The organism is Actinocorallia libanotica (genome assembly GCF_039525175.1).
Classification (GTDB): domain Bacteria; phylum Actinomycetota; class Actinomycetes; order Streptosporangiales; family Streptosporangiaceae; genus Actinocorallia; species Actinocorallia libanotica.
Map to the genome: position 1 here is coordinate 72,201 of NZ_BAAAHH010000015.1, position 22,243 is coordinate 94,443.

The window sequence follows — 22,243 nt, forward strand, 5'->3', positions numbered from 1 at the left end:
AGTCTCTCAAGGCTGTCGGTCCAGGACGCGCTGGGCGATGGAGTAGGCGGTGTTGGCGGCGGGGACGCCGCAGTAGACGGCGGTCTGCAGGAGGACTTCCTTGATCTCGTCCGGGGTCAGACCGTTGGTCAGGGCGGCGCGGATGTGCATGGCGAGCTCGTCGTGGTGGCCGCGGGCGACGAGGGCGGTGATCGTGATGCAGCTGCGGGTGCGGCGGTCCAGGCCCGGCCTGGTCCAGACCTCGCCCCAGGCGTAGCGGGTGATGAAGTCCTGGAAGTCGGCGGTGAAGTCGGTGGTGCGGGCGGCGGCCCGGTCGACGTGGTCGTCGCCGAGGACGGCGCGGCGCACCTTCATGCCCTCGGCGGCGGGTTCCCCCAGATGGTCCAGCAGGGCTTGGAGGACGGCGTCGGGCCGGTCGACGGTCGCCAGATGCCCGGCACGGGGGATCTCGACCAGTGTCGTGTCCGCGATGCCGTCGGCCAGTTCACGGGCGTGCGCCGGAGGGGTGGCCGTGTCCTCCCGGCCGGCGACCACGAGCGTCGGGGCGGTGATGCGGCCGAGGTCCGCGCGCAGGTCGTAGCGGGCCAGGGCGGTGCAGCAGGCCGCGTAGGAGGCGGGGTCGACGTCGGCGAGGGCCGCCACGAGGCGCGCGTCTCCGTCTCCGGCGAACCAGCGTGCGGGCGATGCCGCCACCAGCGGCGCCATGCCCTGCGAGGTGACGAGGGCGGCGCGTTCCAGCCAGGGTTCGGCGGGGCCGAAGGACGCCGACGAGCAGATCAGGGCCAGGGACGCGATGCGGTCGGGGTGCGAGGCGGCGAGGGTCGCGCCGATCGCGCCGCCCAGGGAGATCCCCGCGTAGTGGAAGGCCCGCCAGCCCTGCGCGTCGGCGAGGTCCAGGACGAGGTCCGCCAGACGAGCGACGGTGTCGGCGCCGGGATCGGGCTCGGAGCCGCCGTGGCCGGGAAGGTCGAACCGCAGGACTCGGTGGCGGCGCGTGAGCGCCTGTATCTGGCGGTCCCACACCCGGGTGGAGGTCCCCAGGGACGGCCCGAGGATCAGCGGAGCGCCGTGGAGGGGACCGTCGAGGCGGTGGTTCAGGCTCATGGGGTGCCTTCACGGTTCAGGTCGGCGTCGACCAGCGCGGTCGCGGCGCCGAGATAGTCGGCCGGGTCGAGGTCAGGGATCCCCAAGGCGTCGGCGAGCGGGATCTCCTCGGAGACGACGCGGCGTGCGGCCTCCTCCAGTGTCCGGCGGGCCTGGGCGTGGCCGAGGCTCTGCGAGAGTTCGATCCCCGCGCGTTCGGAGGCGATCAGGCCTCGGGTGAGGCGGAGGTTGGCGCGCATCCTCTCGGGGTGGACGCGCAGGCTCTCCACCAGTGTCGCGGCGGCGTCGGCGGCGCCCCCGGCGAGGCGGAGCAGTTCGCGCAGCGGCTGCCATTCGGCGTGCCAGGCTCCGGCCGGGCGCTCGTCCTCCGCCGCCAGGGAGGCGATGAGGACGGAGGCGAGCGCGGGTGCCTGCCGGGCGGCCGCGGCGATCAGGGTGGCGGACACGGGGTTGCTCTTGTGGGGCATCGCCGAGGAGCCTCCGCCCTTCCCCTCGGTGACCTCGCCGATCTCGGTGCGCGACAGCACCAGGACATCGGCCGCGACCTTGCCGAGTCCTCCGGTGGCGATCGCCAGGGCGGTGCCGAGATCGGCGACGGGCATGCGCAGGGTGTGCCAGGGCAGTCGCGGCTCGGCCAGCCCCGTCTCGTCGGCGAAGACGGTCGGCAGCCGGAGCGCGGCGTCGGCGGAGGCCCCGTCCTGCCCGGCATGGGCCGTGAACGCCGCCAGGGTGCCGGCGGCACCGCCGAGTTGGGCGGGCAGGACGAGGGCGGCGAGCCGTTCACGGCCGGCCAGGACGAGGGAGCGCCAGCCCGCCGCTTTGAGGCCGAAGGTGGTGGGGACGGCGTGCTGGGTGAGAGTACGGCCGGCCATCGGTGTCGCTCGGTGCTCGGCGGCCAGCCCGGCGAGCGCGGCTGCGACCCGTTCCAGGTCGTCGAGGATGGGGATGAGGGCGCGGCGGGCGACCAGCATGACCGCGGTGTCGAAGATGTCCTGGCTGGTCGCTCCCCGGTGCACATACGGCCGGTGCCGGGCGTCGACCTCCGCCTTCAGGTCCGCCACGAGCGGGATGACGGGGTTGCCGTCGGCCCGCGCCCGTTCGGCGATCGAACCGAGGTCGAACCGGTCGGCGTCGGCGGCCGCGGTGACGGCCTCCGCCGCCTCCCGGGGCGCCATCCCGGTCCGGGACAACGCGCGGGTCAGGGCGGCCTCGGCGTCCAGCATGGCCTGGAGGAAGGCGCGGTCGCCGGTCGCGCTCCCGACCAGGGTGCCGGCCCGCAGAGGCGACAGCAGGCCGACGTCCGCACCGTGTCGATCAGGGGAAGTCAAAGAAGACCGTCTCTTCCTCCGCCCCGCCCTGAATCCTCAAGTCGAAGCGGTACACGTCGTCACGCTCGGCGCGGGCGACCAGGGTCGCCCGCCGGTGCGGCGGCAGAGGGCCCAGCACGGGGTCCTGTTCCAGCGCCGCGGCGTGTTCGGGCAGGTAGATGCGCGTGTGGAGATGATGCAGCAGACCGCGGGCGAACAGGCAGACCGCGAAGTAGGGTGTCGCCCCCTCCCGGTGCGGCCCCGGCCGCAGGGTGCGGACGTGCCAGTGCCCGTCGGCGTCGGTGGCGACCCGGCCGAAGCCGGTGAAGTCGAGGCCGGTGCGGCCGAGGAACCCTCCGGTGACGGGGTCGCGGCGCATCGAGCCGGGTGCTCCGCGCAGCGCCCCGTCAGGGCCGGCCTGCCAGATCTCGACCAGCGCGTCGGGAACGGGCAGGCCCTGCCCGTCGGTGACCGTCCCCCTCAGCACGACGGCACCGGGCGTCCCCGGCGGGACGATGTCGCCGCCGCCGGGGAAGGGCAGCGCGTACCCGTAGAACGGGCCGACCGTCTGCGACGGCGTCGGCTCCAGGCGCGAGGTCTCCATCAGCGTCCTTCCTCCATCCAGGTGGCGGCGGGACCGTCGAGGACGATGTCCCACCGGTAGCCGAGCGACCATTCGGGAACCGACAGGTCGTGGTCGTAGGTCGAGATCAGGCGTTCGCGCGCCTTCGCCTCCGTCACGGACTGCAGGATCGGGTCGTAGGGGAAGAGCGGGTCGCCGGGGAAGTACATCTGGGTGACCAGCCGCTGCGTGAAGGCCTGCCCGAACAGCGAGAAGTGGATGTGCGCGGGCCGCCAGGCGTTGGTGTGGTTGCGCCACGGGTAGGCGCCGGGCTTGATCGTCGTGAAGTGGTAGCGGCCTTCGGCGTCGGTCAGGCAGCGCCCCGTCCCGGTGAAGTTGGGGTCCAAGGGCGCAGAGTGGGCGTCGCGCTGGTGGGCGTAACGGCCGGAGGCGTTGGCCTGCCAGATCTCCACGAGTTGGCCCGTGACGGGGCGCCCGTCGCGGTCGAGGACGCGGCCGGTGACGGTGATGCGCTCACCGAGGGGCTCGCCTGCGTGCCGGCGGGTCAGGTCGTTGTCGAGCCCGGTGACGTCGGTGACGCCGAACACCGGCCCGGACAGCTCCACGGCCTCGGGGTCCTCTACGACGACCAGTTGCTGCTCGGGATGGCGCAGCACACTGGAACGGTAGGACGCGTAGTCGCGGGCCGGGTGCGAGGCGCCGGGACGCGACCCGTCGGCCTCGGCGATCTCGCGGTCGATGTCCCGCTGGGAGGCGGTCTTCGCAGTGGCCGTGGGTGTCATGTTCGTTCTCCTTGTCCTTCCAGGATCAGAGCCAGTCCCTGTCCGACGCCGATGCACAGGGACGCCGCGCCCACGCCGCCCGACGCGGCGAGCCGGTGCGCGAGGGTTCCGGCCAGACGGGCTCCGGACGCGCCCAGGGGGTGCCCGAGGGCGATCGCGCCGCCGCCGGGGTTGACCAGGGACGGGTCGAGATCGGGGAGAGCGGCCAGGCAGCCGAGGACCTGCGCGGCGAACGCCTCGTTGATCTCGACGGTCGCCAGGTCCGCGAGGCCGAGCCCGGCCCGCTTCACAGCGCGCTGGATCGCCTCGACGGGACCGAGGCCGAACAGCCGGGGTTCCAGCGCGGTGGCGGCGCTCGCCCGGATCCGCGCCAGCGGCGGACGGCCCAGTGCGGCCAGGCCCGCCTCGTCGGCCAGCAGGAGCGCCGCCGCGCCGTCGTTGAGCGGCGAGGCGTTGCCCGCGGTGACCGTTCCCTCGGGGCGGAAGGCGGGCCTCAGCCTCCCGAGCGCCTCGAGCGTGCTGGAAGCCCGGATCGTCTCGTCGCGTGCGAGGTCGGCTCCTTCGACTGGAACGACTTCCGCGTCGTAGGCGCCCTCGTTCCAGGCGCGGTCGGCCTTGCGGTGGCTGTCCAGCGCGAAGGCGTCCTGCGCGTCGCGGCCGATGCCGTATCTGTCCGCGATCAGCTCGGCGCCCTCTCCCAGTGAGACCGTCCACTGCGGCGGCATCGCGGGGTTGACCAGGCGCCAGCCGAGCGTCGTGGACACGAGCTCGGCGCTGCCCGCGGGAAAGCCCCGGTCGGGTTTGGGCAGCACCCAGGGGGCGCGGCTCATCGACTCCACTCCCCCGGCGACCGCGATCGAGGCGTCGCCGACCGCGATCGCCCGTCCCGCCTGGATCACCGCCTCCATGCCCGAGCCGCACAGCCGGTTCACGGTCGCCCCGGGCACGCTCGTCGGCAGGCCGGCGAGCAGCACCGCCATGCGGGCGACGTTGCGGTTGTCCTCGCCCGCGCCGTTGGCGTTGCCGAAGACCACGTCGTCGATCCGGGCGGGGTCGAGAGCGGGGCTGCGGTCCACCAGGGCGCGCAGGACTCCCGCGGCCAGGTCGTCCGGCCGTACTCCGGCCAAAGCTCCGGCGTACCTGCCGGTCGGAGTGCGGACGGCGTCGACGATGTAGACGTCCTTCACCGGACCGCTCCTTCGGCCACCGCGAGCCGCGCGCCCGTCCGGGCGACGACCTCGGCCGTCTCCACGCCGGGCGCAGTCTCGACCAGCACGAGACCGTCCGGTGTCACGTCGAGTACGGCCAGGTCGGTGATGATCCGGTGCACGCAGGCCCGTCCGGTCAGCGGAAGACCGCACTCCTGGACGATCTTGGGGCTGCCGTCCTTGGCGTTGTGCGTGGTCAGCACGAGGACCCGGCGGGCGCCGTGGACGAGGTCCATCGCCCCTCCCATGCCCTTGACCATCGCGCCGGGGATCATCCAGTTGGCCAGGTCGCCGCGGGCCGAGACCTGCATGGCGCCCAGGATCGCGGTGTCGATGTGGCCGCCCCGGATCATCCCGAACGACAGCGAGGAGTCGAAGAAGGACGCGCCGGGCAGGACCGTGACCGTCTCCTTGCCCGCGTTGATCAGATCGGGGTCGACCTCCTCCTCCCGCGGGTAGGGGCCGACGCCGAGGATCCCGTTCTCCGACTGCAGCATGACCCGCACGCCGGGCGGCACGAAGCCCGGCACGAGGGTCGGCAGGCCGATCCCGAGGTTCACATACGAGCCGTCGACCATCTCGGCGGCGGCACGGGCCGCCATCTCGTCCCTGCTCCAGGCCATCAGACGCGCACCGTCCTCTTCTCGATCCCCTTGGCCGCGGCCTGCGCGGGCGTCAGCTCGACGACCCTCTGGACGAACACGCCGGGCAGGTGGATCTCCTCCGGGTCCAGGGCGTCGACCAGCTCCTCCACCTCGGCCACCGTGATCCGCCCGGCCATCGCCGCGAGCGGGTTGAAGTTCCGGGACGCCCTGGCGAAGCACAGGTTCCCGAACCGGTCGCCGCGGGCGGCCCGCACCAGCGCGAAGTCGGTGGTGATGCCGCGTTCCAGCACGTACTCCACGCCGTCGAACTCGCGGACCTCCTTGGGCGGGGAGGTCACGGCGACCGAGCCGTCCGGGGAGTAGCGCCAGGGCATGCCGCCCTCGGCGACGGCCGTCCCGACCCCGGCGGGGGTGTAGAAGGCGGGGATGCCGCAGCCGCCCGCGCGCAGGCGTTCGGCGAGCGTGCCCTGCGGGGTCAGCTCGACCTCGACCTCGCCGCCCAGGTACTTGCGGGCGAAGGCCTTGTTCTCGCCGATGTAGGAGCCGGTGACGCGGGCGATCCGACCGGCCTCCAGCAGGACGCCGAGTCCGCCGCCGTCCACGCCGCAGTTGTTCGACACCACGCTCAGGCCCTTCGGGCCGGCCTCGTGCAGCGCCTCGATGAGCACGTTCGGCACGCCGCTCAGCCCGAAGCCGCCGACGGCCAGCGAGGCGCCCTCCCCGATGTCCGCGACGGCCCGTGCGGCAGAGATCACCACCTTGTCCATCCAAGCCTCCATGTGTTCGCCTAGTGAACTTAAGTCCATAATGGGACCCATGAGTGTGCGGGGCGCGTCCGGCGATGTCAATCCCCTGGCGGCCCCGTGAAGGACTCCGGTCGAGAGGAAGGCATCCGGATGGGCAGAACCCACGGCAGGACGGACGGCACCGTCGGACCGCTGGAGCGGGGACTGGAGGTCATCGAGCTCCTCGGCCGCTCCCCCGCCCGTCCCGCGGACCTGGCACGGGCCGCCGGCCTGGCGCGCTCGACCGTGGACCGGGTGATCAGCACGCTCGAGCAGTCCGGATACGTGCGCCTGCGGGACCGGGAGGTCGCGCTCGCGCCGCGACTGATGGAGCTGGGCAACGCCTACCTGGCCGCCGCCGGGATCGTCCCGGCGGCGGCCCGGGAGGTGGCGCTGCTGGCGGAATCGCTGGACGAGTCGGTCTCCCTGGCCGTGGCCGACCGGGCCGGCGTCCGCTTCGTCGCCCAGTCGCCGCGCCGCCGCAGCATGTCGGTCTCCTTCCGCGTCGGCGACCTCCTGCCCGCCGAGCGGTGCGCCCCCGGAGCCGTCTTCGCCGCGGACTGGGGCCCGCGGGAATGGGAGCGCTGGCGAGGACGCGCCGAGGACGAGACCCGCTTCGCCCTGCCGATGAACGCCTTTCCCGAGGTCGAGGAGCTTCTCCGCGCGCGGACGGCGGCCTATCTGCGGGACGGCTGGGCCGAAGACGACCAGCTGATCGAACCCGGGCTGATCGCCATCGCCCTGCCCGTCCGCGACGCCTCCGGCTCCCCCGTCTCGGTCCTGAGCGTCGTCAGCCACACCAGCAGGCACGACGTGGACAGCCTCCGCGCCCACGCGCTGCCAAAACTGGCGGCCTGCGCCGCCCGCATCGAGCAGGCGCAGGCCTCCCCCCGAAGGCCCGCCCGGCCCGCCGGCCTCGACCTCAGCCGCGAGGCCAAGCATGAGCTCGGCGCGGACTACCTGCAATCCCTCCACCGCGGCCTCGCGGTCATGGCCGCCCTCGACGCCCCGGCGGGCCTCACCCTCTCGGAGACGGCCGCCGCGACGGGACTGCCCCGCGCCACCGCCCGCCGCTCCCTCCTGACGCTCACCGCCCTCGGATACGCGGCGGAGAACGACGGCCGCTTCCTTCTCCTCCCCCGGGTCCTCGACCTCGGTTACAGCAGCCTCAGCGGCCTGGGGCTCCCGGAGATCGCCCGCTCCCATCTGCGGGCCCTCTCCGCCTCCGTCGGCGACTCGGTGTCCCTGGCCGTCCTCGACGGCACCGACATCCGCTATGTCGCACGTTCTCCCGCCAGCAAGATCATGCAGGAGGCCGTCGAGATCGGCACCCGCCTGCCCGCCTACGCCACCTCCATGGGCCGGATCCTGCTCGCGGGGCTGGCCGAGCCGGATGCCGCGCGGATCCTGGAGCACAGCGTCCTGCGTCCCTTCACCGCCCATACCCGGACCGACCCCGCTGACCTCGCGGATCTGGTCGCCTCGGCTCGCCTGGACGGATACGCGCTGGTCGACCAGGAACTCGAAGAGGGGCTGCGCTCCCTGGCCGTCCCGGTACGCGACCGCGCCGGCCGCGTCATCGCCGCCCTCAACACCGCCTGCCACGCCGCGGCGGAGACCCCGGCCGCCTCCCGCGCCCGCCTGCTCCCGCCCCTCAGAGCAGCGGCCGCCGCCCTGGAGACCGACCTGTCCATGTTCCTCACCCGATGAGGACTCATGCGCCGGTGCGGGCCGCGCCGGGTGAGGCGCGGCCCGCACCGGCGGAGGACGAAGACCGCCGGTCAGCGGGCCCCGGGGGCGGTCGAATGGGGCCGGGCGCGCGGCCGCGTCCGGGCCGGGGGGATCGGCCGCGGCTCGACGCCCTCGACGATGGTGTTGGTGATGGAGCCGATGCCTTCGACGGTCATGGTGACGGTGTCGCCGGGCCGGAGCGGCGGGGGGTCCTGGCGGCCGCGCCGCCCCCAGAGCTCGGCCAGGCAGCCGCCGTTGCCGCAGGTTCCGGAGCCGAGGACGTCGCCGGGGCGGATCTCGGTGCCCCGCGAGGCATAGGCGACGAGCTCCTCGAACGGCCAACCCATGTTGGACAGCAGGTCGCGGCCGGCCTCCCGGCCGTTGACCTCGACGCTCATGCCCAGTTGGAGGAAGCCGTCGGCGTCCCGGTAGGCGTCGAGTTCGTCGGCGGTGACGATCCACGGGCCGAGGGTGCTGGCGGAGTCCTTCCCCTTGCAGGGCCCCAGCCCCACCTTCATCTCGGCGGACTGGAGGTCGCGGGCGGACCAGTCGTTGAAGACCGCGTAGCCGAAGATGTGGTCGCGGGCCTGCTCGGGATCCAGGTCGCGGCCCGCCCTGCCGATGATCACCGCCACTTCGAGTTCGAAGTCCAGGACCTGCGATCCGGGCGGCATCGCGATGTCGGCCCCGGTGCCGACGACCGCGTAGGGGTTGGTGAAGTAGAAGGTGGGTGCCCGGTACCACTGGTCCGGCACCCCGTCCGCGTTGTCGATGCTCTTGCGGACGCCTTCGACATGCTCCTCGAACGCGACGAAGTCGCGGACGGTGGGCGGTTCGATCGGCGCCAGCATGCTGACGGCGTCCAGAGGAGTGCCGCGGCGGGTCAAGGCGGCGCGGGTGGCGGCGGCCCGCTCGTAGTCGTTCCAGTTCAGGAACTCCAGGAGGGAGCGGGTCTGCAGCGGGTGGAGGTGTCCATCGGCCAGGACGCCCGCCTGGGTGCGCCCGCCGTGGAGATAGGTCGCGTACCGCATCAGACGGGCGGAGCGACGAACACGCCGCGGTCGACGTCGTTGAACGATTCCCGGGCGACGAACTCGTTCATGGGGTTGGCGGTGCCCCACTGGTCGGTCACCTCGGGCTGGGAGAAGTCGTGGACCGACGGGTGCCAGGTGTCCTCGTCGAGCCGTTCGAGTTCGGTGGTGTACTCGACGGTGTTGCCGTGCGGGTCGAGGAAGTAGGAGAAGGTGTTGTCGCCCGCGAGGTGGCGTCCGGGGCCCCAGACGAGCTTGGCGCCCGAGCGGATGAGGCGTCCGCTGCCGCGCAGGTACTCGTCGATGCCGCGCATCTCGAAGGAGATGTGGTGGAGCGAGGTGTGGGGGCCGCGTGCGATGGCGAGGCTGTGGTGCTGGGGATTGCAGCGCATGAAGTGCATGACGTCGCCCATGTGGGGCGAGGAGAGGGTGTCGGACAGCGCGAAGTCCAGGTGCTCCTCGTACCAGGCGCGGGTGGCGGCCAGGTCGGGCGAGTTGAGCACCACGTGGGACAGCCGCACCGGCACCGACTCGCGCTCCTCGACCTTGCGGTGCGCGCGGACGGCGACGTCCGCGGAGACCTCGATGGTGCGGCCGTCCAGGTCGAAGAAGCGGAAGCCGTAGCCGCCGCCGGGGGTGTCGAGCCCGCCCGGCTCGCTGACCAGCGTGACGCCGGCGGTGCGCAGCCGCTGGGCGAGGGCGTCGACGTCGGCGGGGGTCTGGGCGCCGAAGGCGACCAGGTCGAGGCGCTTTTCGGCGTCCTTGCGCAGCCGGACGATGTACTGCTCGGGCGAGCCGACGGCGGCCAGGAACGACAGGCCGGTGTCGGAGGCGACTTCGGTCAGGCCCCAGACTCCGGCGTAGAAGTCGCGCTGCCCGTCGAAGTCGGGGACGGCCAGGTCGACGTGGCGGAGATGGGTGATGAGGCGTCCCATGGTCACTCCTTGATTCCGTAGAGGCGGGCGGCGTTGCCGCCCGTGATGGCGAGCCGTGCGGCGTCGGGCAGCCCTGCCGCGGCGAGCCGTTCGAGGGGGTCCTCGACGCCCATGTCGAACGGGTAGTCCGAGCCGAGCAGGACCTGCCCGGCGCCGGCGGCGGCCACGAGGGAGCGCAGCACGGCCGGGTCGTGGACGAGGGAGTCGAACCAGATCCGGCGCAGGTAGGCGCTGGGCGGTTCGGCGCAGCCGCGCGCCTCGGGCCGGACCCGCCAGCCGTGGTCGGCGCGGCCGAGGTGGACGGGCAGGTAGCCGCCGCCGTGCGCGGCGACGATCTTCAGTCCGGGATGGCGGTCCAGCACGCCGGCGAAGACCAGGTGGCTGAGCGCGACGGCGTTCTCGACCGGCTGGCCGACGATGTTCGACAGGTACCAGCGGTCGAGGCGCTCATCGAGGGTGCAGCCGAACGGGTGCAGGAAGACCACCGCGCCGGTCTCGGCCGCCCTGCTCCACAGCGGCTCCAGGCGCGGGTCCGACAGCTCGACGCCGGGGGCGTGCGAGGAGATCTCCACGCCCTTCAGGCCGAGGGCCAGGGCGTGGTCGAGCGCCGCGACCGCCAGCTCGGGGTGCTGGAGCGGGACCAGGCCCAGTCCCAGCAGCCGGCCGGGGGCCTGGGCGCAGTGCGCGGCGGTGCCCTCGTTGGCGATCCGCGCGACGCGTTCGGCCAGGTCGGGCTCGGCCCAGTAATGGTAGTGGGACGGCGAGGGGCTGACGATCTGGACGTCGACTCCCCGGGCGTCCATGTCGGCGAGGCGGACCGGCACCCGGGTGAGGGCGTCGATGCGGGCGCCGACCATCCGGCCGCTGACGGCGAGGGACTCGGCTCCGTTGCGGCGGGCGTCGAGCTCGCGGTGGGCCTCCAGGCCGGGCCGCCCGGCGACGGCCTGCTCGACCTCGGGCAGGATGACGTGCGCGTGCACGTCGACGACGGCGGTCACGGCAGCTCCGTCAGCAGTGCGGAGACGCGGCCCATGAGGCCGGGGACGTCGGCGGCGCGGTCGTGGGCCAGCTGCCAGCGGCACAGCTGGACCGACGCCTCCACCACGGCCTTGACGCGGGGCAGCCGGCGCGCGTGGAAGGCGGTCAGCGGATCGGGTGCGCCGGCGAGCAGCAGCTCCGCCAGGACCGAGGCGTCCTCCAGGCACATCGCGGCGCCCTGGGCGATGGTGGGCGGGCAGGCGTGGGCGGCGTCGCCGATGAGGACGACCTTCCCGCGGTGCCAGGGGCCTTCGACGAGCAGCGACTCGAACCAGGTGTAGTTGATGCGCGACGCGTCGGTGAGGCCCGCGCGGATCTCGGTCCACGGGCCGCCGTAGCCCTCGGCGAGGCCGCGCATCTCAGCCGCCATCGCGCCGGGTTCGACCGATCCCTTGGGCCGGGCGTCCTCGACGAGGTAGGCGTACATCTCGGTGTCGCTGGTCGGGCAGTAGCCGGCGATGTAGCAGGAGCCGCCGTAGATGAGGTCGGTGCGGTCCACGCCCGCGGCGCGGGCGGTGTGGACCCGCCAGATGCCCATGCCGATCGGCTCGGGCGCGGTGGTGATCCCGATGAGCTCGCGCATCCTGGAGCGGATGCCGTCCGCGCCGACGATCAGGTCGTAGGCGCCGGCGGCGCCGTCGTCGAACACCACGGTCCCGGCCTCGGGGTCCAGGCTCACGACGGTCCGGCCGAACCGGACCGCGACGCCGGCCGCGGCGACGGCCGCGTGCAGGATCGCGGCCAGGTCGGGGCGGTTCATGCCGAGGGTGGCCGGCAGGTCGGGGCCGCCGGTGCGGGCGTCGGGGATCTCGGCGAGCACGGTGCCGTCGGGGGCGCGCAGGCCGAGGACGTCGAAGCCGAAGCCGCGGGCGCGCACCTCGTCCCAGAGGCCGAGGGCGTGCAGCTCGCGCAGCGCGTTGCCCTGGAGGGTGATGCCGGAGCCGAGCGCGGACACCTCCGCGCTGATCTCGACGATCTCCACCTCCCGGCCCGCGCGGGCGAGGTGGATCGCCAGGGCGGAGCCGGCCACGCCCCCGCCGACGATGAGGATCTTCTGCATGGGAGGGGTTCTCACTTCACTGCGAGGGGGTTGACGGGGGAGCCGACCGCGCCGGTGACGGGCAGGGGCGGGGCCGACAGGAAGAACTCGTGGACGCCGTCGCCGGCGCAGTCGGCGGCGAGCGCGTCCAGGTCCCACATCTCGCCGATGAGCAGGCCCATGTTGGGGATGACGACCTGGTGGACCGGCTGGAAGGCGTCGTCGAACTCGTTGGGCCGCACCTCGAAGCCCCACGTGTCGGTGGCGATCGCGGTGATCTGCGTGCGGTGCAGCCAGCCGATCGAGGTGAACGACAGGCCGGGCGCGGGGCCGCCGGCGTACTCGCCCCAGCCCTCGCGGCGGGCGCGGGCCAGCTGGCCGGTGCGGACCACGACGATGTCGCCGGTGCCGACCGCCACGCCGTGCGCCTCGGCGGTGGCCTCCAGGTGCTCCTCGGTGATGGCGAAGCCGTCGGGCAGCTCGCCGTTCTCACCGATCACCCGGCCGACGTCCAGCAGCACGCCGCGGCCGCACAGCGGCGCGGCGAGGGTCTCGATGCCGGTCACCAGGTCGCCGTCGCTGGTGACGACCTTTTCGGCCGGGCGCCCGTTCCACGCCTTGCCGTGGTCGAAGATGTGGCCGAGGCCGTCCCACTGGGTGGAGCACTGCAGCGGCATCGCGATGACGTCGTCGGCGCCGCCGATGCCGTGGGGGAAGCCCTGGAGGCCGAGGGCTGCGTCGGTACCGGTGTCGAGCATGGTGTGGACCGGGTTGGTGCGGCGCCGCCAGCCCTTCTGCGGCCCGTTCATGTCGAAGGACTGCGCGAGGGAGAAGCTGACGCCGCGCCGCACCAGCGCCGCGCCCTCGCGCCGCTTGGCCTCGGTGAGGAAGTTGACGGTGCCCAGCACGTCGTCGGCGCCCCAGCGGCCCCAGTTGGAGTACTTCGCGGCGGCCTCGGCGATCGCGCCCTCGGGGTCGGTGCGGTCGATCATCGCACGATCCGGTTGCGCTGGACGCCGAGCCCGGTGATGGAGCCCTCCATGACGTCGCCGTCCGCCAGCAGGCGGCCCCAGTGCATGCCGTTCCCGGCGGGGCTGCCGGTCAGGACGAGGTCGCCGGGCAGCAGCCGCGCGGACTGGGAGATGTAGGACACCAGCCGGGCGACGCCGAAGATCATGTCCTTGGTGGACTCGTCCTGGTAGGCGGTCCCGTTGACCGTCAGCCGCACGTGCAGGTCGCCGGGGTCGCCGACGAAGGCCGAGGGGACGAGGAAGGGGCCGAGCGGGGTGAACGTCGGCGCGTTCTTCGACCGCAGCCAGTCGGTGCCGATCTCGGGCATGTCGCGCCGGAACACCGCCTCGCGGGCGGTGACGTCGTTGGCGATCGTGTAGGCCGCGACGTGGTCGAGGGCCTCGGCCTCGCTCACCCGGTGGGCGGGGCGGCCGATGACGGCGGCCAGTTCCAGCTCCCAGTCGGGCTTGGCGCACCAGTCCGGCACCACCACGTCGTCGTAGGGGCCGGTGATCGAGGACGGCAGGCCGATGAACACGTACGGCAGGTCCTCGGCCGCGCGCCGGTCCATCAGGGCGGCCGTCTCGCTCCGGATCTCCTCCGGGCTGCGGGGGTCGTCGGGGCTGCGGTGCGCGACGGCCAGATCGATCACGTGGGTGCGGTAGTTGGCACCGGACTGGAAGATCTGGCGCGGCTCGACCGGAGGGAGCACGCGCAGGCCGTCCAGCCCGGTCCATGCCCCGTCACCGGCCGCGGCGAGACCGGCCAGGCGGGGCAGGACGGCGTCCCAGTCCGCCAGGAGCTCCCGGGTGGTGCGCGGCAGGCCCGTCCCGGTGAGGTCTCGGACGCGGCCGTCGACGACCAGGCCGGCGAACTCCCTGCCGTCGGCGGCGGCGAAGGCGCCCAGCGCGAACGGACCCCTCGGTGACACGAACGATTCCATGGGTTTCCTCTCTGTGCTGCCCTTCACTGTGACCGCCGGCACAGGATTTGTGAAATAAATGATTGGTATGCCTGCCATCCGTTCAGTGGATAGCAGCAGGCAGGGCGGAGCCGTCCGGGCAGGACCGAACCTGGTGGGGCGGTCGCTCAGAGAACGGGGAGCTGCGCGGCGATGCGCGCCGCGGTCTCGCGGAACCAGACGTGGGCCGGGTCGAGGTCATGCACCGGGTGCCACCACAGGGCCTCCTTGACGGGCACCGCGTCGAACGGGCAGGGCAGGAAGCGCACCTGCGCCCTTCCCTTCAGCCGCTCGGCCAGCCGGCCCTGGATCAACGCCACCCGGCCGGTGCCCTCGACGAAGTCCGCCAGCAGCCCGAAGTTGTGCACCGACACCTCGACGCGGGGTTCGAGGCCGAGCATCGCGATCTGCCGAGCGACGGGCGCGTCATAGGGGCGCTGGTAGACGGCCCAGGGAAGGCGGGCGAGATCATCCAAGGTGATTTCATCACCGATGTCCGGGTGGTCGGCGCAGACCATGCACAGCCAGGAGTCGTCGTACAGATCGATCGAGGGCATGTCGCGGATCACGCCGTGCGGGATGAGCAGGCCGTCGACGCCGGCGAGTCCGATCTCCGGCTTCTCGACGACGGGTGTGTCGACGTTGGTGAACCGCAGCCGGACGCCGGGCGCCTGCGTGCTGAGTTCCCGCGCCAGGCGCCCGCCGAGGACCGCGGCCGCGTAGTCGGAGCTCATGACGGTGAACTCCCGTTCCTCCGTCTCGGGATCGAATTCGATCCGGCTGGCGAACAGGTCGTCCAGGATCCGGTAGGCGGCCGCGGAGCGGGTCCGCAGCGAGGCGGCCAGCGGAGTCAGCTCATAGTTGTTGCCGCGGCGGACGAGGAGCTCCTCGCCGAAGTGGCGGCGCAGCCGGCTCAGCGCGGCGCTCGTCGCGGGCTGGCTCAGCCCGATCCGCTCGCCGGCCCGCGTCACGTTGCGCTCCTCCAGCAACGCGTTCAAGGCGACCAGGAGATTCAGGTCGAGGCTCTCGAGACTCATCAGCGCCTGCCATTCACCACATGGATTGCCAGATCAGAGAAATCGATTTCCCGGATCATTGGCCGGTCTCCATAATAGGTGCACCGACGACACCTGAGGCAGGACGGCTTCGTCTCCTTGGACGCCGAATCGAAGGAGAGCGGACATGACCGGCCGGGTAGCAGGAAAGATCATCGTCGTCACCGGCGGAGGGCAGGGCCAGGGAGCCGCCGAAGCCCGGTTCCTCGCCGCCCGGGGTGCGACCGTCATCGCCCTCGACCTCACGCCCGAGCCCGCCGAGGACCTGCCCGGCGTCGACTACCGGCCGTTCGACGTGACCGACGCCGACCGCTGGGAGGCGCTGGCCGCACAACTGCGCCGCGACCACGGACGCGTCGATGGCCTTGTCGCCAATGCCGGGATCACCTGGCGGGCGAGGCTCTCGGATCTCGCGACCGCCGACCTGGCCCGCGTCATGGACGTCAACGTGAACGGGACGCTTCATGGGATCCAGGCCCTTGCACCGCTGATGCCTCCGGGCTCCTCGATCGTCTGCGTCGGCTCCGTCGCGGCGCTCACGGCGCACTTCCCCGCCGCCTACACCACCAGCAAGTGGGCGCTGCGCGGCCTGGCCAAGGTGGCCTGCCTCGAACTCGGCCGCAGCGGAATCCGCGTCAACACCATCCACCCCGGCTTCATCGAGACCCCCATGACGGCCTCGGCCCCCTCCGTCTTCCGCAGCGCCAACATCGCGGAGACCCCGCTGGGCCGAACGGGAACCGTCGATGAGGTCGTCCCGCTGGTCCTCTTCCTGCTGAGCGACGACGCGTCCTTCATCACGGGCGCCGAGATCCCCGTGGACGGCGGGCTGACCGCCCACGGCGGCGTCAAGTCGATCCGCGACGACCTCTTTCCAGAGTAGGAACAGGTGATCCCGGGACAGGGCGGGCCCGGTACGGACCCGCCCGAAGGGGTCAGGCCGCAGCCCTGCCGAACACCTCGGCATGCTGCCCGGAGGCGCCTCTGAGCAGCACCGCGACCAGCAGTGCGAGCGCGAGGCAGGCACCGCCGACGATCCCGAGCGCGCCGCCCAGCCCAGCCGCCGCCGCGAGCCCGCCGACGGCCAGCGGCGACAGGAACTCGCCGAGGAACAGCGCCGAGGTCCACACTCCGGTCCCGCTCCCGCGCTGCGCGAACGACAGCCCGTCCACCGCCCAGGTGAGCAGCGTCGGCAGCAGCAGTCCCGTCCCGAACCCGGTGAGCGCCGCGCCCGCGACGACGACCGGCACCGAGGCGGCCCCGCCCACGAGCAGCAGCCCCAGACCGGACAGGGCGAACTCGGCGACGAGCAGCGGCCGCAGCCCGAACCATGTCGCCTTCGCGAACAAGCCCGCGCCGATCGCCGTCGCCAGGGACATCAGCGCGGTGATCCCGCCGATCGCCGCGCTGTCGGAGACGCCCGCCTCGTCGAGCACGTAGGAGAGCTGCACGATCAGCGTGTAGAACACCAGCCCGCCGACCACGGTCACGAGCACCGGGACCGCGAGGCGCCGGGCCGGCACGGGCTGGCCGTCCTCATGGGCGGGCTGCTCCGGCTGCCACAGGAACCGGGCCATCGGGAGCGCGACGAGCGCGGCCACCAGGTACAGCCAGAACACCGTGCGCCAGCCGTTCGCGCCGAGCGCCCCGCCGAGGGCGAAGAAGAGGGTCGCGGAAACCGTCGTCACGAGGGTCTGCACGCCGAGATAGCGGATGCGGCGCCGCCCCGTCCAGTAGTCCGCGATGAGCGTGGTGCAGCACGTCATGATCGCCGCCTCGCACACGCCGACGAGAGCGCGGCTGACGAGGATCGCGTGCAGGGAGTCGAGGTAGAGCGGCGCGGTGCCGAACACTGAGTAGGCGACCATCGTGCCGATCAGCAGGCGCTTGCGGTCGAACCGGTCGGCGATCACGCCCGCGAAGGGCGCGCCGAGCGCGATGAACAGCGCGGGCAGCGTCAGCACGACCGGCACGAGGATCTCCGCGCCGCCGACCGAGGCGAACTCCTCCTCCATCCGCGGCAGCACGGGCGAGAGCAGCACGGCGCCGAGCACCGGCATGCAGCTCCCGACCAGCAGCAGGGCGAGCTGAACGGCACCCGCGGAACGCGGGGTCGGCAAAGGGGGACGTGACATGTGGGGTGGCCTCACGAGAACGATCCGGAGTTGTGATGGCCATCACTATGTGCCGGAACCCGGAAGGCGCGGAAGACGGCATTTTCGTATGCCCTCCATCCACCCGACGGATACCTCTGCCGGCCAGTCGGACGAGATGACCGACCGGGGCGGTCGCAGGACCACCACCGAGCGCAGGACCTCGTCCCTGCGCGTCTTCTCGAAGGCGGCGGGGAAATCGGCTGTGTTTCAGGCCGGGTGCAGGCGAACGGGGATGGATTCCCAGGACCGCAGGGTGTTGTTGAGATGGCGAACGGGCGGGGCCGTCGGCTCGATGCGGGCGACGCGAGCGACGCAAGCGGCGAGCGCGGCCAGCAGGGTTTCCGCCTCCAGGCGTGCGACGTGCTGGCCGATGCACTGGTGGATGCCCATGCCGAAGCCGACGTGCGCGGACGGGTCGCGGGACAGGTCGAAGGCGTCGGCGGAGGGACCCCAGCGCCGCGGGTCGCGGTTCGCGGACCCGAGGAACATGAGGATCTTCCTGCCTTCCGGGATGACCGTGCCGCCGATCCCGACATCGCGGGTCGCGGTGCGGAAAAAGGTCTGCACAGGCGACTCCCATCGCACGGCCTCGTCGAACGCGACGCGGGCCAGGCCGGGGTCGGCACGCAGGGCCTCCCACTGGTCCGGGTGGGAGGCGAAGGCGTGCAGGACCGCGCCGAGTCCATGAACCGTGGTGTCGACGCCTGCCGTGAGCAGCGAGCGCACGATCAGCGGCGCCTGTTCGTGGGTGATGTCGCCGCGGTCTGCGGCCTCCCAGATGCGGGCGCCGAACCCTCCGGGCGCGAGGCGCTCGCGGACGCACTGAGCGGCCACCCACGCCGAGCGCTCGCGGCGCGGGAGACGCAGACGAGCATGCAGTCACCGGCCGCCCTGTCGGCATCGTCCAGCAGCGCATCGCGGTGGTCGGGCACGCCGTCCAGGACCGTCGTCTCGCAGGTGCCGCACAGGCCCTGCCTGCACGAGGACAACACATTGACGCCCACTGCACTGAGCGCATCGAGGAGGGTCTCGCCCGTGGCCACCGTCAACGTCCGCGACGATCTGCGCAACTCGACTTCGAACGCCTCGTCCGGGGAACCGTCGGCCTGCCCGGCGGCGACGAACCGTTCCATCCGCACCCGACCCGGTTCGATACCGGAGCACCGGGCGGCAGCGGCATCGAGCAGCCCGGCGGGGCCGCAGCAGTAGACCTTGGCGTCCTGCGGGAGATCGGCGAGAGCCGCGTCGAGGTCGAGCGGTCCGCGCTCGTCCGCGGGGACGAGCGCGACCTTGTCTCCGTAGGAGGCGAGGTCTTCGAGGAAGGCCATGGAGGAGCGGCTCCGACCCCCGTACAGCAACCGCCAGGGAATGCCCTGCATCTCGGATTGCGCGATCATCGGCAGCAGCGGGGTGATGCCGATGCCGCCCGCGATGAAGACGTAGCGGCCCGCCGGCACGAGGCGGAAGTTGTTGCGAGGACCGCCGATTCCCACGGTGTCCCCCTCGGCGAGCATGTCGTGGACGTACGTCGAGCCTCCTCGGCCCGACGCCTCCCGCAGGACACCGATCCGGTAGGTGTGTGCGTCCCATCGATCGCCGCACAAGGAGTGCTGCCTGATCGACCCGTTGGGGAGAACGAGATCGATGTGCGCGCCAGGCGCCCAGTCGGGCAGCCGACCGCCGTCCGGTCGGCTGAGAGTCAGAGTCACCACGCCTTCAGCGGCTTCACACTTGGCGGCCACGCGCAGATCGAGTGTCGACGGCGTCCGGGTGGCCCGGTGCTCCGGCGGGCCCGCTGTCGTGTCCGGATCTGTCGCCATGGTGAAGCGCGCCATGGTTGCTCCTCGTCTCCCGGGGTGGACTACGAGGATCGGATTTCGGTGATGCCAAGACCAGCGGTTACCCATTGAACGGGTAACTGATGGTGGACTCCTTGGTTCAGACCGCTCGGCTCAAGGCACGGGTCAGCGCCAGACCCGCAAGTTGAAGCGGCCGGTGAAGAGCCCATGCGGTGCCGTCGTTCGGAACGACGAGACCGAGTGCCGCGACGATCTCACCGTTGCGGCGGACTTCGACGGCCAGCCCTGTGGCCTCGGGCCGGATGTGGCCCTGGCAGAAGGCGAAGCCCCTGCGGCGGATCTCCGCCAGTTCCGCGCGCAGCCGCCGCCCGTCCACGATGGTCTGCGAGGTGAACGCGAGGAGCGGTCCGGAGATGACCCTTTCTCGGAACTCCGCGGGAGCGTGCGCGAGCAGGACCAGCCCCGACGACGAGGCGTGCAGCGGCAGGCGTCCGCCGACGTGAGTCACGTTCACCACCGAGTCCGGCGCACGGGTGAAGCCCGTTCCGCCAGCTCCCACATGCGGGTGCCGATACGGACCTTGCGATCGTCGTCCCGGGCCAGCAGGCCGTGCCCGGTCATCTCCTTCACCAGACGGGCGGTCGTGGCCTGCAGCAGTGCGGCCCGCCTGCCGATCTCGCTGACGGTCAGGACCGGCTCCTCCGGGCCGAACGCCTCGAAGATCCGCACCACCCGCGTGAGCAGCGACTCCCCGCTCGGCGGCCTCGCCATCATGCCCCTTTCCCGCTCGGCTCCCGCAGCGCATCGAGGTTATCCATTCATTGGATTAACCCTGGCTTCTGCATGTGATCCAGCTGCCCTCGTCTGCCGGGCCCCGTTCCGCTCCGTGCTGACTGGAACAGGCAGAACGTCAGGGAGCGACGGGTAGCCACCCCGCTGCGGCATCGCCCACCACCCACCGGTCGATTTCCCGGACCGACGCCCCGGAAATACTCGATGATTTCAACGGCCTTGACTTTCCGAAGCGGCCTTCTAGGCGCCGCAGAGGGAATTCATCTCGAGCGGCAGACGATGCTCTGAGATCACCGAAGGTCCATGCGGGGCCGTTCGACCCGCCCATGGGGTGGCAGCAGGAAGGGAGACTCAATCTTTCCCGCAGTTTTCCCTCAGCTGCGTATCCACCCCGAGGGGATCATCAGAATAATATATACATGCAGAACTCAGAGGAACCGGGCCGGATTGATGACCGGATCACCGGTGCGGCGCTCCGGCTTTTCGCCAACCTCGGGTATGACAGCGTCGACAATCAGATGATCGCCGACGCGGCCGGTGTTTCGCGCGGGGCGGTCAGCGCGGCAGGGGGCCGGCGCGAGATCTACATGCAGATCATCGAAGGGTTCTACAAGGCCCAGGTGCAAAGCCTGGATGACGCCGAGAAATCCTTCGTGCCCAACGAAGCAGGGGTTCGCCGATTCATCGAACAACTGCTGGAGTTCTATCTCGACCACCTTGACGAGATGGCCATATGGCAGCATCGCTATCTGAAGGACGCCGCGGACATACCTGATATCGAGGAAACCTACAGGGTTCCCGTATTTCAGCGCATAGCCGAGATCGCCGGACCCGAGATCACCCGACGCGTAGACGTTCAGGTCATCGGAAACCTCGTGAGCTGGAGCCTTCGAGGATTCCTGACCGAAGGCATCACGCGCATCGGTTCCGCGACGCCGCTGCGCCAGGACAGCCCCGAGGGCAGGAAGGCCTTCGGAGCCTACATCTACTACCTGACCGATCTGATCTTCAGAGACAACCATGAGGGCCGGGGCCCCGGACATGATCGCCAAGACCGGCCCGGGGCGTAAGCCCCCGTGACCCGCCCTTCCAAGCACCGCTGATCCCCCGGACCATGGACAGGACCACTCTGACTTCTTCTATAATAGTTTCATGCGTCAGGATGTCCCCGACATCACCACCTTGTCGGCCGCTTTGACCGGGCACGGCTTCGCGCTCGGCTTTTCGCGCACTGACGAGAGCCGGGTCGACGGAGTCCTCCCGGAGCGCACCGTGTGGTTCTACCGGCCGGTCCGGGCCGAGGACGACAGATCTTGAAAGGAAGACCCATGAGCGTTCTGCCGTCTTTGGCGGTGTCGTTGGGCTACTGGCAGGACCGCCCCGCGGGTGAGGCCATGCTCACGGCACGGCACGCCGAGGAGCTGGGGTACGAACGGCTGTGGATCGGGGAGATGGCGACCTATGACGCCTTCGCCCTGGCCACCCGCATCGGTATGGAGACCCGGCTGGAGCTCACCGTCGGGCCACTGGCGGTCGCGGTCCGCGACCCCATGCTCATCGCCCGGGGGGTCGCCTCGGTGGCCGATCTGGTGGGGCGCGGTGTGAACGTCGCGGTGGGGACCTCCAGCCCTCTGGTGGTGAGCCACTGGCACGGCAGGTCCCGTGAGCGGTCGGCGACCGTCCTGCGCGAGTCGGTGCTCGCCCTGCAGTCCCTGCTGGCCGGGGACAAGACCGATTTCCGCGGGGATGCGGTGACCACACGCGGATACCACCTCCGCTTGGACGCTCCCAAGACATCGATCGCGGTCGCCGCGTTCGGTCCGTCCGCGGTCCGCACGGCGGCGCGGCACGCCGACCGGATGGTGCTGAACCTCATCACCCCCGCTTCGGCGGCGAGCCTGGTCGCGCAGATGCGCGAGGAGGCCGCGAGCGCGGGTGCGGCCGCGCCGCAGGTGACTGCGTGGGTGACGGCCGCCCATGGGGACGACCCCGAAGCCGTGGACCAGATTCGGCGCGGTGTCGTGGGTTATCTGGCAGCACCGGGCTACGGCGAGATGTTCATCGAGGCCGGCTTCGGCGACCTTGTGGCCTTCGCCCGTACTCGCCCGCATCCCAAGGACCTGCTCGCGGCGGTCCCTCGGGAACTGATCGCGTCGGTTGGCCTGCTGGGCGGGGATGAAGAGGTCCGCGCCCAGCTCGCCGCTTACGCGGAGGCGGGCGTCGACGAGGTCGCGGTCGTTCCCGCGAGCGTCGACGGTGATCTCGGCGGCCGTGCGACTCTGCAGAATCTGCTCCGCGTGGCGGGCCAGAGCGCCTGAATT

24 protein-coding genes are annotated in these 22,243 nt (G+C 71.7%); 5 read left to right on the plus strand and 19 right to left on the minus strand.

The annotated features are described in order from the left end of the window. Window positions 1-6: 6 nt before the first annotated feature. From pcaDC to ABD140_RS19190, 7 genes are read right to left on the minus strand one after another with little or no spacing between them, the layout of a single operon-like run. On the minus strand, window positions 7-1,104 hold the full coding sequence (pcaDC, locus tag ABD140_RS19160) for a bifunctional 3-oxoadipate enol-lactonase/4-carboxymuconolactone decarboxylase PcaDC (protein ID WP_344242242.1): 1,098 nt from the start codon (window positions 1,102-1,104) through the stop codon (window positions 7-9). Beyond that, on the minus strand, window positions 1,101-2,432 hold the full coding sequence (gene pcaB / locus ABD140_RS19165; RefSeq protein WP_344242243.1) for a 3-carboxy-cis,cis-muconate cycloisomerase: 1,332 nt from the start codon (window positions 2,430-2,432) through the stop codon (window positions 1,101-1,103). The genes pcaDC and pcaB overlap by 4 nt, the downstream gene beginning before the upstream one ends. After that, a complete protein-coding gene (gene pcaG / locus ABD140_RS19170) occupies window positions 2,419-3,015 on the minus strand; it encodes a protocatechuate 3,4-dioxygenase subunit alpha (protein WP_344242244.1) in 597 nt (198 codons plus the stop codon). The genes pcaB and pcaG overlap by 14 nt, the downstream gene beginning before the upstream one ends. Continuing rightward, entirely contained in the window at window positions 3,015-3,776 is a 762-nt protein-coding gene (gene pcaH, locus ABD140_RS19175; protein ID WP_344242245.1) for a protocatechuate 3,4-dioxygenase subunit beta, read from the minus strand. Before pcaH ends, pcaG begins: the two co-directional genes overlap by 1 nt. After that, complete coding sequence (locus tag ABD140_RS19180; RefSeq protein ID WP_344242246.1) at window positions 3,773-4,963, minus strand: thiolase family protein; 1,191 nt, start codon at window positions 4,961-4,963, stop codon at window positions 3,773-3,775. Before ABD140_RS19180 ends, pcaH begins: the two co-directional genes overlap by 4 nt. Beyond that, complete coding sequence (locus ABD140_RS19185; protein WP_344242247.1) at window positions 4,960-5,607, minus strand: 3-oxoacid CoA-transferase subunit B; 648 nt, start codon at window positions 5,605-5,607, stop codon at window positions 4,960-4,962. The genes ABD140_RS19180 and ABD140_RS19185 overlap by 4 nt, the downstream gene beginning before the upstream one ends. Next, window positions 5,607-6,356: a CoA transferase subunit A gene (locus ABD140_RS19190; RefSeq protein WP_344242248.1), complete on the minus strand. Its 750-nt coding sequence runs from the start codon at window positions 6,354-6,356 to the stop codon at window positions 5,607-5,609. The genes ABD140_RS19185 and ABD140_RS19190 overlap by 1 nt, the downstream gene beginning before the upstream one ends. 129 nt (window positions 6,357-6,485) lie before the next feature. Between ABD140_RS19190 and ABD140_RS19195 the strand changes: the two genes are divergently transcribed. Continuing rightward, window positions 6,486-8,084: an IclR family transcriptional regulator domain-containing protein gene (locus tag ABD140_RS19195; protein WP_344242249.1), complete on the plus strand. Its 1,599-nt coding sequence runs from the start codon at window positions 6,486-6,488 to the stop codon at window positions 8,082-8,084. Window positions 8,085-8,155: 71 nt separating this feature from the next. Here ABD140_RS19195 and ABD140_RS19200 read toward each other — a convergent pair whose 3' ends face one another. The 7 genes from ABD140_RS19200 to ABD140_RS19230 form a co-directional block, all read right to left on the minus strand. Then, complete coding sequence (locus ABD140_RS19200) at window positions 8,156-9,136, minus strand: fumarylacetoacetate hydrolase family protein (RefSeq protein WP_344242250.1); 981 nt, start codon at window positions 9,134-9,136, stop codon at window positions 8,156-8,158. Continuing rightward, window positions 9,136-10,071 (minus strand): VOC family protein, encoded by a 936-nt coding sequence (locus ABD140_RS19205; protein ID WP_344242251.1) that lies wholly within the window; start codon window positions 10,069-10,071, stop codon window positions 9,136-9,138. Before ABD140_RS19205 ends, ABD140_RS19200 begins: the two co-directional genes overlap by 1 nt. Window positions 10,072-10,073: 2 nt before the next feature. Continuing rightward, window positions 10,074-11,069, minus strand: coding sequence for an amidohydrolase family protein (locus ABD140_RS19210; protein WP_344242252.1), 996 nt, complete (start codon window positions 11,067-11,069; stop codon window positions 10,074-10,076). Continuing rightward, on the minus strand, window positions 11,066-12,169 hold the full coding sequence (locus ABD140_RS19215) for an FAD-dependent monooxygenase (protein ID WP_344242253.1): 1,104 nt from the start codon (window positions 12,167-12,169) through the stop codon (window positions 11,066-11,068). The genes ABD140_RS19210 and ABD140_RS19215 overlap by 4 nt, the downstream gene beginning before the upstream one ends. 11 nt (window positions 12,170-12,180) lie before the next feature. Continuing rightward, window positions 12,181-13,140 carry a cyclase family protein gene (locus tag ABD140_RS19220; RefSeq protein ID WP_344242254.1) on the minus strand — a complete coding sequence of 320 codons (960 nt, stop codon included), beginning with the start codon at window positions 13,138-13,140 and terminating at the stop codon, window positions 12,181-12,183. Next, complete coding sequence (locus ABD140_RS19225) at window positions 13,137-14,090, minus strand: fumarylacetoacetate hydrolase family protein (RefSeq protein WP_344242255.1); 954 nt, start codon at window positions 14,088-14,090, stop codon at window positions 13,137-13,139. Before ABD140_RS19225 ends, ABD140_RS19220 begins: the two co-directional genes overlap by 4 nt. A gap of 158 nt (window positions 14,091-14,248) precedes the next feature. Then, window positions 14,249-15,157: a LysR family transcriptional regulator gene (locus ABD140_RS19230; RefSeq protein WP_344242256.1), complete on the minus strand. Its 909-nt coding sequence runs from the start codon at window positions 15,155-15,157 to the stop codon at window positions 14,249-14,251. A gap of 145 nt (window positions 15,158-15,302) precedes the next feature. Here ABD140_RS19230 and ABD140_RS19235 point away from each other — a divergent pair, with 145 nt between their 5' ends. Continuing rightward, the gene (locus ABD140_RS19235; protein WP_344242257.1) at window positions 15,303-16,058 is read left to right on the plus strand and encodes an SDR family NAD(P)-dependent oxidoreductase; all 756 of its coding nucleotides are present in this window, start codon (window positions 15,303-15,305) and stop codon (window positions 16,056-16,058) included. A 52-nt stretch (window positions 16,059-16,110) separates the two neighbouring features. On the opposite strand, the gene ABD140_RS19240 is transcribed toward ABD140_RS19235, so the two are convergent. From ABD140_RS19240 to ABD140_RS19260, 5 genes are all read right to left on the minus strand, one after another. After that, window positions 16,111-17,295: an MFS transporter gene (locus tag ABD140_RS19240; protein ID WP_344242258.1), complete on the minus strand. Its 1,185-nt coding sequence runs from the start codon at window positions 17,293-17,295 to the stop codon at window positions 16,111-16,113. 243 nt (window positions 17,296-17,538) lie between these two features. Beyond that, the gene (locus ABD140_RS19245; protein WP_344242259.1) at window positions 17,539-18,165 is read right to left on the minus strand and encodes a cytochrome P450; all 627 of its coding nucleotides are present in this window, start codon (window positions 18,163-18,165) and stop codon (window positions 17,539-17,541) included. Further along, window positions 18,060-19,166, minus strand: a complete 1,107-nt coding sequence (locus ABD140_RS19250; RefSeq protein ID WP_344242260.1) for a PDR/VanB family oxidoreductase — start codon at window positions 19,164-19,166, stop codon at window positions 18,060-18,062. The genes ABD140_RS19245 and ABD140_RS19250 overlap by 106 nt, the downstream gene beginning before the upstream one ends. A 103-nt stretch (window positions 19,167-19,269) precedes the next feature. Beyond that, the gene (locus tag ABD140_RS19255) at window positions 19,270-19,644 is read right to left on the minus strand and encodes an IclR family transcriptional regulator domain-containing protein (RefSeq protein ID WP_344242261.1); all 375 of its coding nucleotides are present in this window, start codon (window positions 19,642-19,644) and stop codon (window positions 19,270-19,272) included. After that, entirely contained in the window at window positions 19,641-19,904 is a 264-nt protein-coding gene (locus ABD140_RS19260) for a helix-turn-helix domain-containing protein (RefSeq protein ID WP_344242262.1), read from the minus strand. The genes ABD140_RS19255 and ABD140_RS19260 overlap by 4 nt, the downstream gene beginning before the upstream one ends. Window positions 19,905-20,341: 437 nt before the next feature. Here ABD140_RS19260 and ABD140_RS19265 point away from each other — a divergent pair, with 437 nt between their 5' ends. The 3 genes from ABD140_RS19265 (at window position 20,342) to ABD140_RS19275 (ending at window position 22,240) form a co-directional block, all read left to right on the plus strand. Continuing rightward, a complete protein-coding gene (locus ABD140_RS19265) occupies window positions 20,342-20,992 on the plus strand; it encodes a TetR/AcrR family transcriptional regulator (RefSeq protein ID WP_344242263.1) in 651 nt (216 codons plus the stop codon). 82 nt (window positions 20,993-21,074) lie between these two features. Beyond that, window positions 21,075-21,239 carry a hypothetical protein gene (locus tag ABD140_RS19270; protein ID WP_344242264.1) on the plus strand — a complete coding sequence of 55 codons (165 nt, stop codon included), beginning with the start codon at window positions 21,075-21,077 and terminating at the stop codon, window positions 21,237-21,239. A gap of 11 nt (window positions 21,240-21,250) precedes the next feature. After that, window positions 21,251-22,240, plus strand: a complete 990-nt coding sequence (locus ABD140_RS19275; protein ID WP_344242265.1) for an LLM class F420-dependent oxidoreductase — start codon at window positions 21,251-21,253, stop codon at window positions 22,238-22,240. Window positions 22,241-22,243 lie beyond the last annotated feature (3 nt).

What these genes read in the sequence shown, in the direction of transcription:
- ABD140_RS19215 (WP_344242253.1), bottom strand. Translation starts at nt 12,169, where the DNA reads ATGCAGAAGATCCTCATCGTCGGCGGGGGCGTGGCCGGCTCCGCCCTG.
- pcaG (WP_344242244.1), bottom strand. Translation starts at nt 3,015, where the DNA reads ATGGAGACCTCGCGCCTGGAGCCGACGCCGTCGCAGACGGTCGGCCCG.
- ABD140_RS19220 (WP_344242254.1), bottom strand. Translation starts at nt 13,140, where the DNA reads ATGATCGACCGCACCGACCCCGAGGGCGCGATCGCCGAGGCCGCCGCG.
- ABD140_RS19195 (WP_344242249.1), top strand. Translation starts at nt 6,486, where the DNA reads ATGGGCAGAACCCACGGCAGGACGGACGGCACCGTCGGACCGCTGGAG.
- ABD140_RS19230 (WP_344242256.1), bottom strand. Translation starts at nt 15,157, where the DNA reads ATGAGTCTCGAGAGCCTCGACCTGAATCTCCTGGTCGCCTTGAACGCG.
- pcaDC (WP_344242242.1), bottom strand. Translation starts at nt 1,104, where the DNA reads ATGAGCCTGAACCACCGCCTCGACGGTCCCCTCCACGGCGCTCCGCTG.
- ABD140_RS19185 (WP_344242247.1), bottom strand. Translation starts at nt 5,607, where the DNA reads ATGGCCTGGAGCAGGGACGAGATGGCGGCCCGTGCCGCCGCCGAGATG.
- ABD140_RS19270 (WP_344242264.1), top strand. Translation starts at nt 21,075, where the DNA reads ATGCGTCAGGATGTCCCCGACATCACCACCTTGTCGGCCGCTTTGACC.
- ABD140_RS19260 (WP_344242262.1), bottom strand. Translation starts at nt 19,904, where the DNA reads ATGATGGCGAGGCCGCCGAGCGGGGAGTCGCTGCTCACGCGGGTGGTG.
- ABD140_RS19235 (WP_344242257.1), top strand. Translation starts at nt 15,303, where the DNA reads ATGACCGGCCGGGTAGCAGGAAAGATCATCGTCGTCACCGGCGGAGGG.
- ABD140_RS19275 (WP_344242265.1), top strand. Translation starts at nt 21,251, where the DNA reads ATGAGCGTTCTGCCGTCTTTGGCGGTGTCGTTGGGCTACTGGCAGGAC.
- ABD140_RS19190 (WP_344242248.1), bottom strand. Translation starts at nt 6,356, where the DNA reads ATGGACAAGGTGGTGATCTCTGCCGCACGGGCCGTCGCGGACATCGGG.
- ABD140_RS19205 (WP_344242251.1), bottom strand. Translation starts at nt 10,071, where the DNA reads ATGGGACGCCTCATCACCCATCTCCGCCACGTCGACCTGGCCGTCCCC.
- ABD140_RS19200 (WP_344242250.1), bottom strand. Translation starts at nt 9,136, where the DNA reads ATGCGGTACGCGACCTATCTCCACGGCGGGCGCACCCAGGCGGGCGTC.
- ABD140_RS19265 (WP_344242263.1), top strand. Translation starts at nt 20,342, where the DNA reads ATGCAGAACTCAGAGGAACCGGGCCGGATTGATGACCGGATCACCGGT.
- pcaH (WP_344242245.1), bottom strand. Translation starts at nt 3,776, where the DNA reads ATGACACCCACGGCCACTGCGAAGACCGCCTCCCAGCGGGACATCGAC.
- ABD140_RS19250 (WP_344242260.1), bottom strand. Translation starts at nt 19,166, where the DNA reads ATGGCGCGCTTCACCATGGCGACAGATCCGGACACGACAGCGGGCCCG.